Raw genomic sequence first — 12,280 nt, forward strand, 5'->3', positions numbered from 1 at the left:
ACTATCGCACCTGTTGAATCAGCCGGTGGCCGTCCAAGGCGAGGAGGACCGTGGTCACACCTTCGGCACGCTGAGCAATGACCTCGCCACCGACAGCTTCTGCACGGTGGCGAAGGCCGGCGAGACCCGTGAGGCCGTCGGCAAGCGCCTGCGTGGCATCCTCCGTGAAGCCGTTGCCGTTGTCCGTGACCTGGAGGGAATCTTCAGTGAGAATCACCCAGCACTGCGTGGCACCCGAATGACGTACAACGTTGGTGGTGAGCTCGCGCAGTGCCCACGAGAACAGATCTTCATGAGCCCGTGGCTGGGTGAGAGTCTCTGGAAGGTGAGCTTGGATTCCGGCGGTTTCCAGAATGCGCCGCGCGGCTTGAATTTCGCCAGCAAAGGTGGGGTTCTTCATGCGAGTAACAGTGGAGCGGACCTCGGCAAGGGATAACCGAGACAGCGAACTAATCTCCTCGAGCTCGGCAGCGGCCTTGGTAGGGTCGCGGTCGATGAGCCGGCGGGCCACTTCGGCCTTGAGGTTGATAGCCGTGAGGGTATGGCCGAGGAGATCGTGAATATCTGAGGCAATGTCTTCTCGTTGCTGGGCCAGATCCAGGTCGTGGCGCAACGCTGTTTCGGTGTCTTCGCGCTGGGAGAGAGCACCGAGGGCCAAGATAAGGAGGGGCCAGCCGAAGAGGATTATTGCGAGGTCAACAAAGCGTGGGCGGTCGTACACCCAGACGGGAATGCTAGCTACGAGTCCGGTGAACGCAATGATGGTGGCAGCAGTTTTCAGCGGCAGTGTGAAAGCGATCAAGGCTCCGAGGTAGGGCACGAAGACCACAATCCAGGCGCCGTGAGAAGGGACGGCGGCAAGCGCGATCAGCGCGAGAATAACCCACCGGATAGCTACTCGATGGTTATGTGACCACCCACGTGGATAGTCGTGCACCGTACCGAAAGAGACAAGGTAAGCAGCACAAAACACCGCGGTGATAATAACCGCCCAGGTTCGCTGGGCGGTGGAATAGCTGGGCTGGAGGAGGATCTGCAGCAGCACCGGTAGGAGAAAGATGAGCCAGACAGCGGCGAAAGCAGCGTCACGTGGTCTGAAGTTCCGCATCATGTTCGCTCCTTGTCGCGCTTGTGCAAAAGCAGGCATAGCCCGACGAACACCACCGTCCATACAGCGATATTAACGTATGCGTACCAGAGCGGGTCCTCAATGAAGAGGCGTTCGCCATTGATCATCTGGGAGCCTTCAGAAAGGGGCCAACGGGCAAGCGCTTGCGCGCCATACATTGGGGTGAAGCGACCTACCTCCAACAGCGATTCCTTCAGCGGCATGAATACGTTCCCGGCAAACGCAAGTATGACGATGGTCGAGGTCGCTACGGAGACGGTGTTTTCCGAGGGAATGAGCATAGCGCAGGCCATGCCGTAGAAGCCGAAGGGAATGGCGCAGACAACAGTTATGAGAAAAGCTAGCGTCCACTGGTCCGGCTGCATGGACGCCTTGGTCAGCCCACCGGTAATGAAGACAGCGGCAATGGGCAGGATGGCGCGAACCGCGATGTTGAGAAAGTTGGCAACGGCTAGCTGGGAAGACCGAAGGGGAGTCAACGCTAGTTGGCGGCCCCAACCCGCGCGATTCTCTGCGACCATAGATCCGGCTGCACCCACAGCGCCAGTGGCTCCTGCATAGAGCGCCATACCGATCATGACCAGTGCGGCGACATTCCCACCGTTGAATTCGATGTCGCCGTACTCTTGCATCGCGCCAAAGAGGATATAGAAAATGATTGGCAGGCCGATGCTGAAAAAGAGCGTGGGCAGGTCGCGGCGCAGACGTTTAAGGTCGTGGGCCGCGTAGTTGAGGGTTGTCCCGAGCGTGGGAGTTACGGCATTGTTGATGCTCATCGTGGGGTCTCCTTATGGGGTAGTCGTGTCGGGGGAAGCGTTAGAGAGCTCCATAAAGGAGTCTTCGAGGCTATGGCCGGAAATCGTGATGTCCCGGGCCGTGGTTTCGGTGAGTAAGTAGCGAGCAAGTGCATCAGAGTCTCGGGTCGTGATGGACAGGCCGGTGTCTGTGTGCTCTTGATACAGCACCCCTGGAAAAGACCCGGTCACGAGGTTGTCCGGAATCCCGTCGGGGAAGCTGGCACGGATGGTACGGGTGGCGTTTGCATTGCGGATCTCCTCGGTGGAGCCATCAGCTTGAATCTCGCCCCTGTTGAGCATGATGATGCGTTGCGCAAACGTATCTGCCTCTTCGAGATAGTGAGTGGTGAGAAGAATCGTTCGCCCAGCGCTAGCTTCCTCGTGCATGGCCTCCCAAAAATGACGGCGGGCGCCGGCGTCCATGCCTGCGGTTGGTTCGTCGAGAAGCAGCACCTCCGGATCTCCCAACAAGGCCAGCCCGAAGCGCAGACGTTGTTGCTCGCCGCCAGAGCACTTGCCCACGCGGCGCGAGAGGATAGAGCCCAAGTTGGCGCGCTCGATGATCTCCTGATAGGGGCGGTGGACGGGAAACGCGGCACCGAGAAGCTCAAGGGTTTCCTTCACGGTTATCTCCGGTAATAAGCCGCCAGATTGCATGACGGCACCGATACGCCCACTTTTAGAGGCATGAGATGGAGAGGCGCCAAGCACACTAATAAACCCTGAGGTTGGGGTGGTCAGCCCCAGGATGAGGTCAAGCAGCGTGGTCTTGCCGGCGCCATTGGTGCCTAAGAGGCCGACGATTTCACCTTGCTGAATGCTAAAAGAGACGTCGTGAAGCGCGCGCACAGGATTGCGGGAGGAGGCGTTGAAGGTCTTGCTTACAGCGGTGACGTCGATTGCTGGTGGGGTGGTACGTGTCGTGCTCATACCTTCACGCTATGGCGCGAAGGTTTTCACAGCGTAGACAGGGTGTCACGAATCCGGGATGACAGTTGTCATGGTTGACGGAGGTGGCTACTCACTTGAGCGCGCCAGCACGAAAGCATCAGTTCGGTACGGAATACGCAGGACCTGGCCGGGCTTAAAACCCATGTGCTCATAGAGATACCAGTTGAGGTTGTAGGTCATGCGCTCGTGGATTCTTTCTCCATTGCGAAGCCAATACGAGCGAGTATGCATTAGCTCATGCAGGTCCTCAGGGGTGAGTTCGTGTTCCCACGTAAGGCGCAGCTCCTCACGAAGTGTCCACGGCGCGGTAAAGGATGGGTAAAAGCCGGGACGGTGGACATCACCGGAGTGCATGATGCGGGAAAGACGCAGGATCCACGGGTCTGCATTGACGTCAAGGGTGTTCCATACCAAAAGGACCTTGCCACCCGGCCGAAGGATTCGGTCGAATTCTGCACATGCCTGGTCGACGTCGACCCAATGCCAGGTTTGCGCGCAGGTGAGGGCATCAAGGGAGGAGCTGGCGAGCGCTGTGTTCTCGGCGGTGGCGCGCCAGCACGGCACTCCGAGCCGGCGCAGGACACGCGTCATGTCGGGGGATGGATCGCTGGCATAGACGACGGAATTGGTCAGGGATTCAGTGAGCTTGCCGGTTCCTGCACCAACATCGAGAACTGTGTGTGCAGAAGCGATGAGCTGCGACACTTCGCGTGGGTAACCAGGGCGCACGTCATGGTAGGTCTCCGCGCCTTCGCTAAAAGCTTGCGCGGAATGCCTGCGTCGTTGGGCAGTGCCGAAGCTGGGCGCCTCCTTCCCCGAAGCCCGACGGTAGCTGGGGTAGTGCTCGGGCAGAGGGTGAGCGGGAGAGGCGCTGGAGGAAACAGATGGTTCGGAAGGCGAAGAGCACATGATGCTTCCAAACTTACCGTGGCGCTGCGGGTTCGTAGATGTCGGTGCGATGTTTTAAGGTGGACGAGGATTTATTGGCGCGCAGAAGTGAGAGTGTTGAGGGGGAACAATGGGTAAAACGTCTACAGCATGGCCGCGCCCAGTGCACACGCTCGTCGGTCTAGCGGCCAGCGCTGTCTGCGCGCTAGCGTTGGCGTCGTGTGGAACATCCCAGGAAGCCCCGACATCCCCGACACCTGAAGCAGCATGGACAAATGATCTCGGTATCCCGGTAGCGCCCATGCTCGTCGGCCCTGAGCCGGGGCACACAAAGAAGATGAAGCTAGCCTCTGGGCGCAGTTTCCTACTTCACGTGCCTGAGAATTACACCCCGGAGCGCGCGTGGCCGGTGCTGCTTTCTTTCCACGGGTATACGGATTCGCCTGAAAATATGGAGAAGTACAGCCAGTTTGATGCTGCTGATGCCATCGTGGCTTACCCTGCTGGGGAGAAGGCGGCGTGGGCCCCAGCACCTTACGCAGTGACGAGCGCGGAAGAAGACCTCGACTTTGTGCGCACCATCGTGGATAGCCTGCGGGCCACTTATGAGGTGGACGACAATGCCATTTTCGCGGCTGGATTGTCTAATGGCGGAGGGTTTGCGGCCTTCTTGGCGTGCCGGATGCCAGGGACTTTTCGTTCAGTAGCTACCGTGTCAGCTGCATACTACGAAGGAATCCATACGGACTGTTCTGATCGACCGGTAGGCCGTTTGGACATTCACGGAACTAAGGATCCCGTGGTCAACTATGAAGGCGGTGTGCGTCATGGCACGGCTTATTCTTCCGTTGCAGAGGTGCTCGGGCAGCATCAGAAACGCAACAAGTGCCGCGGCGACGTCGAGTCGGTACGCCTCACAAACGGTGCGACCAGAGAGACGTGGACCGGGTGCCAGGCTCCGCTTCAGCACATCCGCATTGAGGGGGGATCGCACGTGTGGCCGGGTGGTAACAACTCTACGAAAATTGAGGTGGGAGAAGGCTTCGCCACCGATGCGGTGCTAGATTTCTTCGGAATCCCTGGCAGGCCCGAAGGCACAGAAGAGCATAATGTGGCCTAGAGCCGGGCTATCACCTCAAGGTGAAATGCGCACAAGGAGTATCGAGGGAGCGAACCCGCGCTAGACAGATATCCGCGACCGTGTCAAAACCCGCGTGGCGCGCGGCACTAGACGGCTCGGTGGGGTGGGGTATTTGGACCAAGTGGAATGAGCGTTGACCGTTATCCTCGCGGTTGAGCTCAACGACGGCTTGGGCAGTGGTTCCTGAGCCTGCAAAGAAATCAAGGACTACCGCGTCCGTGCCGCCGGTGATGGACAGTAGATGCTTGATGAGGCGCACAGGTTTGGGGAAGTCGAAGACTCCCGTGACACCAAGTGCTTCTTCGGCGTCACGACGGCCTGTTCGAGTGACCCCAAAACGTTCCCCATCGAGAACGGAACGGGGACGCGCACCCTTCTTTTCGTAGTTCTTGGTGTAGACAAAGCCGCGCCGAAAGACCAGCTCCTCATAATGCTCAGCGACCTTGTCTTTACCCCAACGCCACCGCGCGACGCCCGACTTGCCCTCCGGCTGGTGCGGCCAATATTCGTGGCCATTGGGGCCAACGATGGGAAAGTCGAGGCTTGGTAAGTATCCCAAGGTCTTAGAATCCAACCGCACGAGTGAATAATTCCCTTTCTCATCGCTGTGGTTATAGCGGGTTGAAGTGTGCGCTTCCAAGTCCAGGTTGAATCCGGCATTTGAAGGTGACTTGGCATAGCAAAGGATGTACTCGTGCTCGAGAACCGCATATTTGGAATCATTCTTGCCGGTCCCGCCCTTCTTCCAAATGAATTGCCCGGCGAAGCAGTCCTCACCGAAAACCTCGTTGAGTAGTAGGCGCAGGTGAGCGCTTTCTGACTCACCGATAGACACGATGATAAAGCCGGTATCGGCGAGCACCTCACGAGCCAGGATCAAGCGTGGCAACATCATAGAAAGCCAGTCGGCATGCCACTGCCCAAAGTGCTCTGAGCGCATTTCTCGGCGTTGGCGGAAATTATCGCGGTAGACAAAATCTTTGCCGGTGTTATAGGGCGGATCAATGTAGATGATGTCCGCTCGCATCCCCTGTGCAATGAAATCCTTTAAGGCGTCGAGATTATCCGCCACCGTCACGCTGTTGGGGGCCGAATGAGGACCGCTCATCAGTGTTCTTGTCCGAGTGGCCTTCTTCGTGGCCTGCGCCGCAGCCTGTTCCTTACCCGGCCACACAAGGCCAAAAACTGATCCGCCTTGTGGGACTGAAGGAATGTGTAGCTCAGAGGAAGACAGCTCTTCAGAGTGCCGGGCAGCGGATTGGTGTGCGGAATGAGAATGAAAGGAAGGCATTGTGGTGCGCCGAGGTTTCGACTTCGATCTTTAAAGGTAAGTGAGCGGTCAATGACGTTGTGCAGTACGTGCCGCGCGACGCGGCAAGAATGAGCACATGTGAATTGTGTCCCAGAGTACAAGGGTTCACAAATGAGAGAGTGGCGGCACGCACCAAGTTGTTGAACGAAAAGGGGTAACCGGAGGGGGTAGACTTTAAGAGCGATTCTGAGAACTTTCAGTGTGTGAAAGTCTTCCTTTAACTCGTGCTCTAGATGTATAACGATTTATAACGTTTGTGGCGAAGAGCACGGCGAGTCGGTACGGTGGGGTGACGTGATGGCGCTCAGCTTGAATGTGCCGACCATGGTGCGCGTGCTTGTCGCTCGGGGAGTCGGCTAACGCCTCCCACTGTCGCTGGCATTGCGCAGTATCCGGCACACTCGGGCCGTGAGGGTCACCACTGTTAGGACAGCATTTACTTAAGGAAGGAACAAAGTAATGGGTATTTTTGACAAGGCAAAGGATGCTCTGAACTCCGATAAGGGCGAGCAGATTTCGGATAGCGCACTGGATAAGGGTGCAGATCTTGCTAAGGGCAAGCTGGGCGAGGATAAGGCGGATAAGATTGACTCCGCTCGCGACCAGCTCGATGAGCGCATTGGCAACCAGGGCGCTGAGGCTCCTCAGGGGGATGAGCAGAAGTAAAGCGATTGTCGCGCTTGGTTCCGAGCCACATCAAGGTTCCGGCATTGTGCGACACGTAGCCTGAACGCTCAGGGGTCCCGTCCGCATAGCGGGCGGGACTGTATAAGTTTTACAGCAACGTATACTTTGAATTTGGGGTGACGGGGTGGATTGTCTTACAGTGCGGGCGAAAGCTTAAGAAAACCTGTGCATATTCCTATCCTTTGTTTATGGGCCTAAAAGTGATTGTTTCCTAGGTAAGCTGAATTCTGTGATTACTTCAGTAGGTGTGGAACAAGGTAACCAACCCTCGCGCCAGCTCCTTATTGAGCAGGCCGGCCGTGTTATTGCCAAAGCGGGCATTGATGAGGTGCGCCTCCGGGAGGTGGCCGATCAAGTGGATGTTCCGCTAGCGGAAGCCCAAGAGCTCTTTGCCTCTGAAGCTGAGCTTGTAAAGGAAACCAAGCGCACCCTGAACGAGGCGCTTACCTCACTCGTTGATCTGCATCTCCAGCGTTTGCCTGAGAATGCGACGGCCGTGGATAAGCTTCGCGCCACGGCGCTGGCGTATTTCTCCTTCGCAGTGGAGGATCCTTCTGCCTTTGCGGCATTTTCTGCGGTTCACGCTACTCCTCGGGTAGGCGTTACCGCAGAGGACTTTGTTAATCCTGATGGGGATGTCGAAAAATGTCCTATCATGCAGATTCTTTTTGAGTTGACCGAGGAGGCTATCAAGGAATCTGGCGGAGTGGATCCCGATGTTGATGGGACTTTGTTGTCGGCGCTGTCGATTTTTTCCCACCTACACGGCGTGACGCAACTGGCAGCTGAAGGAATCCTGCGTTACCTGTCGCCGGCAGCGAAAAAACAGACATTCGGCGCTGTTATGGACACCCTGAGCGTCGGCCTCTACCCATTCTTTAGGGGAGAGCGCGTCGAGCGCACTATTCCTTATGGCTTGGTGGGAGAGCAGCCGGAAGCGTTGGTAGCAAAGGCCAAGGATTACCCACGGGGAACCGAGGATGAACAGCGTACGGCGTTGCTGCGTGGTGCTATTGAGGAGGCGCTTGACCACGGCGTTACCGGTCTTCATATCGGTGGTGCTGCGAAGCGGGCGGGCCTTAGTGTGCAGGAAGCTGAGCATCTGATTGAAAGCGATCAAGAGCTGGCCAGCTTCCTTGAGCGGTATTTGGACAAGGTCAACTATGAGTTCATTTTCCGGCAGGTAGCTGCGCTTCCGGAAGACGCTAAAGTAATGTCCAAGATTAAGGCCACCGGGTACGGCTACGTCTCGCATGCGCTGGCTGATCCGAAGGGCTTTGAAGCTCTCATCAAGATCGCGTCCGGGCCGATTGTTCCCATGTCCTTCGAGGACGACTTTTTGCCGAACGCGAACAAAGCGGTTGAGCTCCAACGTGACTTTAGCGAATTTGGACGGGCTTTTGGCTTCATTATGTCTCTCATGCGTGAGGCAATCGATGAAGTTGACGGGCCGCGCACCCCGTGGGTTCTTTTCACCTTGGTAATTTCCGTGTGGGCGGGCGCTCATGGTCTAGCCATGCTGAGTACCAAGGGTCCCTTGCGTGGATTTGATTCAGACTATATTTTCGAGATTCTCACTCACTACATGGACATTGAATTTGGTGGCATCATGCGCAGTCTTAGTGGAACGACTGACTAATGCAGCAACGTAACTGAGGATTGCCTCTTGGCGCGTCATCGTCGCCGTTTCTCTACCCGCTTTCTTAATGAGAAAGCGGGTAGTTCTTTCTATTGGCACCTGGGGAGGGCCGGGGTGTCGGCGGCTAAACTCGGCGTCTATCCGCAAGTTACCCGTTGGTGATGGGGGTAAGATAATCGTATTGTCAACGATGTTGACGCTGTGAACTGCACTGATGCTGAACTGGGGGTTTCCAAACGGGGGTAACGAATAGTTACTCAAATGTAGAAAATATATTTCGACGGTTGTATGGTGACCACGTCCGAACCTTAAGCACTTAGCTCACTGTGTTAAGTGTGTGCTCATCAACTTGCAAGAAAGACTTCGCATGCGTTCCCTACACTCTCGCATCGTTGCCACCGCAGTGGCCGTAGCAACCTTTTCTTCCGTTATCGTCGCCCCGCAGGCTTTCGCCGTTGAGGAGCCGAGCGAAACCGCCTTTGTCCACGAACAGTCCGGCGCTGACACTGTCGACGTCAATGGCACCGCCTTCGACGAAGACGGCAACCTGATTGATTCAAACAACGCTGGCGACAACATCATTGAGGAGTTGGACCGTGAATCCCGGGGCAACGACTTTGGCTTCTACGGCGCGGAAAACGGCAAGCCAACGACACTTGATGAGCTGAAAACCGCCGAGGCATCGACGGCTGACGCCACTATCAAGGTCGTGGAGAAGAACGGCAAATTGGTGTGTGAGATCACCGATGTCCCAGGCAAAGAAGGCGAGATTCTCGAGCGCAAGCTGGACCTTGCACGGGCTTTCTACGACGGTGGAAACAAGCTGCTCCAGACCGTGTGGGAAGTAATCCCAGTCGTCGGTGAACTTGTGCCTTCTGACTTCATCAAGAAGATTGGCGCAAGCTCTTGGGAGGGAATTGCCAAACTTGTTCGTGATGGTGAGGCAGACAAGGACGTCACCTGGGATCTCGCACGCGCGCAAGGTATAGCCATCGCCAAGATTAATAACGCTGATGCAGAGGTGGATCTAAAGAATCCAGATGCCGCTAAGAAGACCGTTTCTGGTCTCATCAAATTTGCTGATGGTGCTTTTGGCAATGGTGTGGCCACCGTTCTGAAGATCTTCAATGCCGCTGTCACCATCGCAGGTCTCTTCCCAGGCGCCAGCGCAGCCAAGGATTTGAAGTTGAGCAAGACCCAGCGAAAGGAAATTGAGTCTACTCTCTCAGATATTTCGGCTTCTGCCTCCGCGCTCGCAGAAATCAATGCACCAGCTGGTCAGAAGTGTGCGGATATGCTCAATGGCAAGAAGGTAAGCAACGACAAGCCCGCTTCTCCTTCGACGTCTAATACCACTGAGCCTTCAGAATCCCCCGCGTCTTCTGAGCCGTCTAGCTCAGTAACGCCGAGCCCTTCTGAGACCACCGAGCCCGAGGAATCGGAGTCTGAGACGCCTACGACGACCGAACCCTCGACTTCTACCACCGACGGTGCTGAGGCTCAGGACGGCAAAGACGGTAAGGACGGTGAACCAGGCCGCGATGGAAAAGACGGTAAGGATGGTATCGACGGCAAGGATGGCCGCGACGGTGCCAACGGTGCACCGGGCGCACCCGGCCGCGATGGCGTCGATGGCCAGGACGGGCGCGACGGTCTTAACGGTCTAAATGGCCGCGACGGCGCTGACGGGAAGGATGGCAAAGACGGTCAAGACGGAAAGGACGTCGATTCCTCCTCCATGGCTGGCTACACATTCCTCGCAGCTATCCTCGGTGGCGGTCTCGTCGTTTCTATTCTGGGCGCGATGGATTACCTCTACCTCTTGGGCTACCTGCCCAAGGAGGGGATCCCGTGGCGTGCTAACAGCTAAGCTCCCATTGGACGCTGAGTCCGGACACAGGAGCCGGTCTCAGCAGGGAGCGGGCTGGATGCCGCGGAGGACGTTTTCTAAAGCTCGCCCTCGTTGCGCAAGTGCCGTAGCTGATTCTCCGTAAAAGTTCGCTCCGCTAGGGATTCGCCGGCACCGTCCTGCAAGTGCACAACGACACTGAGCCCGAGCTCCTGCAGGTCCTCGACGTCTTCACGGTACATGGCCACCGAACTGATGGTGCATTCTTCGGTATTGATGCGGGAAGCGTAGATTTCCTTGACGGCGTCTACGTTCGCGTGCTGGGCCGGCATGGCGAGCATAATCATATCGATCTGGTGGCTGTCCTTGACGCGCTCCCAGAAGTCGATATCTGTTGCATCGCCCTCCACGACGTTGTAGCCACTCTCTTGGAGATGGCGAACTCGTGCTGGATCGTGTTCCACTCCCAAAACATTGGCGCCGTAGACGTCGACGAGCTCCTTGTAACAGGAAAGGCCGAGCCGTCCTACGCCGAGGACGAGCGCATGGGCGTCGCCAAGCTCGATGGGGCGATCCTCCGGGTGAATCTTGTGCGGTGGGCGGGCCGGCAGTCGCTTGGCTAGGTGTGTAGCTCGCGAGACGTTTTGTGGGTTGAGGATTGCCGAGATGACAAAGCTCAACGAAACAGCGAGCACGAGTGACAGCAGCCAGCGCTGGTTGAGCCAGCCGTCCTGTACTCCCACAGCGGCAATGATAAGGGCGAACTCAGAGTAATTCGCCAGCAACAGGGAAGCAAGGACAGAAGTGCGGTTGCGCAGTCCCAACATCCACAGGATTGCCCAGTAAGCGAGGCCCTGGATGGGCAAAAGCAGCAGGAGCAACCCGGCGTCGACGATGTTGTGCCACGTTGGTAGGCCCAGGAAACCGATGTTGACGAAAAAGCCAACCAGCAGCAGTTCTTTGAGGGTAAACAGTGAATGGCTGAGCTGTTCTGCGCCAGGGGAGCGGGAGAGCACCACGCCCATGATGAGCGCGCCGAGGCTTCCGGAGAGGCCGACCCACTCGAAGAGAGCATAACCAGGCAGCAGCGCCATGACGATGCCAAAGAGCGCGCCCAGCTCACCGTGCCCGAGCTTGTACCAGCGGCGAGTAGTCAGCGCTAGCAGCGGGACGATGAGGACAAGCAACACGGCCGCTAAGCTTGGCGGCTCTCCCCGTAGGATGCTCATGAAGACGACAGCGATGATGTCCTGCATGATGAGGACGCCGATGCAGATATTGCCGTAGAGGGCTTGTTCATCGCCGCGGTCTTGCAAGATTTTGACGACCACGATGGTGCTGGAAAAACTCAGCACGAGGGCGACGTTGACCGCTATCGAAAAACTGGTCGGACCGAATGCGCCGAGTGCGCCGAGAGCCGTGATAAAACCCATGCCGAGGAGGGTCATCACGAGCACGTGGGCGGTGGCGGTAAGCCAGACAGCCTTGTCGGTCAAGGCCCTCAGATCGAGGCGCAACCCGATTGCAAAAAGCATCAGCGTAACACCGATGTCGGCGAAAAGATCTAACGCTTCAACGTGCTCGATACCCCCGGCATTGAGCGCGAAGCCAGCGACGAGAAACCCGATGAGAGGCGGCAATCGCACCGCCCACGCAACGAGGCCGCAGCCAAACACCACTGCGAGGTAGATCAATAACAATTCCATGGATTGTAATAGTGCCCTAACCCGAGCTTTGGCCAGAGTTTGAAACACTATCTACCCCATGAGGGTGAGAAACATGGAGTGGCCTTGCTTGGCGATACATGTCGTTCACGGTAAATAAGCGCTAAAAAATTGAATTATTTGAACTCTATTTACCGGCTCTTCCGGTTTTGGGGTGCGTAGC

At 56.9% G+C, this 12,280-nt stretch carries 10 protein-coding genes; 4 read left to right on the top strand and 6 right to left on the bottom strand.

Going from position 1 to position 12,280, the window contains the following annotated elements; all coding sequences use genetic code 11:
- Nucleotide 1 precedes the first annotated feature (1 nt).
- The 4 genes from HMPREF2565_RS00280 to HMPREF2565_RS00295 form a co-directional block, all read right to left on the bottom strand.
- Nucleotides 2–1,111: a sensor histidine kinase gene (locus HMPREF2565_RS00280; protein WP_141745866.1), complete on the bottom strand. Its 1,110-nt coding sequence runs from the start codon at nucleotides 1,109–1,111 to the stop codon at nucleotides 2–4.
- A complete protein-coding gene (locus HMPREF2565_RS00285; RefSeq protein ID WP_071406696.1) occupies nucleotides 1,108–1,905 on the bottom strand; it encodes an ABC transporter permease in 798 nt (265 codons plus the stop codon). The genes HMPREF2565_RS00280 and HMPREF2565_RS00285 overlap by 4 nt, the downstream gene beginning before the upstream one ends.
- A 12-nt stretch (nucleotides 1,906–1,917) precedes the next feature.
- Nucleotides 1,918–2,856: an ABC transporter ATP-binding protein gene (locus tag HMPREF2565_RS00290; protein WP_210385852.1), complete on the bottom strand. Its 939-nt coding sequence runs from the start codon at nucleotides 2,854–2,856 to the stop codon at nucleotides 1,918–1,920.
- Between the two features lie 87 nt (nucleotides 2,857–2,943).
- A complete protein-coding gene (locus HMPREF2565_RS00295) occupies nucleotides 2,944–3,786 on the bottom strand; it encodes a class I SAM-dependent methyltransferase (protein ID WP_071406697.1) in 843 nt (280 codons plus the stop codon).
- Between the two features lie 109 nt (nucleotides 3,787–3,895).
- Here HMPREF2565_RS00295 and HMPREF2565_RS00300 point away from each other — a divergent pair, with 109 nt between their 5' ends.
- The gene (locus tag HMPREF2565_RS00300) at nucleotides 3,896–4,885 is read left to right on the top strand and encodes a CE1 family esterase (RefSeq protein ID WP_082254485.1); all 990 of its coding nucleotides are present in this window, start codon (nucleotides 3,896–3,898) and stop codon (nucleotides 4,883–4,885) included.
- A 10-nt stretch (nucleotides 4,886–4,895) separates the two neighbouring features.
- On the opposite strand, the gene HMPREF2565_RS00305 is transcribed toward HMPREF2565_RS00300, so the two are convergent.
- Nucleotides 4,896–6,197 carry a site-specific DNA-methyltransferase gene (locus HMPREF2565_RS00305; RefSeq protein ID WP_084738693.1) on the bottom strand — a complete coding sequence of 434 codons (1,302 nt, stop codon included), beginning with the start codon at nucleotides 6,195–6,197 and terminating at the stop codon, nucleotides 4,896–4,898.
- 480 nt (nucleotides 6,198–6,677) lie between these two features.
- Between HMPREF2565_RS00305 and HMPREF2565_RS00310 the strand changes: the two genes are divergently transcribed.
- The 3 genes from HMPREF2565_RS00310 to HMPREF2565_RS00320 all read left to right on the top strand — a co-directional run bounded on the left by HMPREF2565_RS00310 (nucleotide 6,678) and on the right by HMPREF2565_RS00320 (nucleotide 10,414).
- The gene (locus HMPREF2565_RS00310; protein WP_070510775.1) at nucleotides 6,678–6,884 is read left to right on the top strand and encodes an antitoxin; all 207 of its coding nucleotides are present in this window, start codon (nucleotides 6,678–6,680) and stop codon (nucleotides 6,882–6,884) included.
- Between the two features lie 250 nt (nucleotides 6,885–7,134).
- Entirely contained in the window at nucleotides 7,135–8,544 is a 1,410-nt protein-coding gene (locus tag HMPREF2565_RS00315) for a TetR/AcrR family transcriptional regulator (protein ID WP_049154974.1), read from the top strand.
- Between the two features lie 367 nt (nucleotides 8,545–8,911).
- Nucleotides 8,912–10,414 (top strand): collagen-like protein, encoded by a 1,503-nt coding sequence (locus HMPREF2565_RS00320; RefSeq protein ID WP_049154976.1) that lies wholly within the window; start codon nucleotides 8,912–8,914, stop codon nucleotides 10,412–10,414.
- Nucleotides 10,415–10,491: 77 nt separating this feature from the next.
- Here HMPREF2565_RS00320 and HMPREF2565_RS00325 read toward each other — a convergent pair whose 3' ends face one another.
- On the bottom strand, nucleotides 10,492–12,099 hold the full coding sequence (locus tag HMPREF2565_RS00325) for a cation:proton antiporter family protein (RefSeq protein ID WP_070516225.1): 1,608 nt from the start codon (nucleotides 12,097–12,099) through the stop codon (nucleotides 10,492–10,494).
- Nucleotides 12,100–12,280 lie beyond the last annotated feature (181 nt).

Origin of the sequence: Corynebacterium sp. HMSC072A04 (assembly GCF_001809235.1) — a bacterium.
Classification (GTDB): Bacteria; Actinomycetota; Actinomycetes; order Mycobacteriales; family Mycobacteriaceae; genus Corynebacterium; species Corynebacterium hiratae.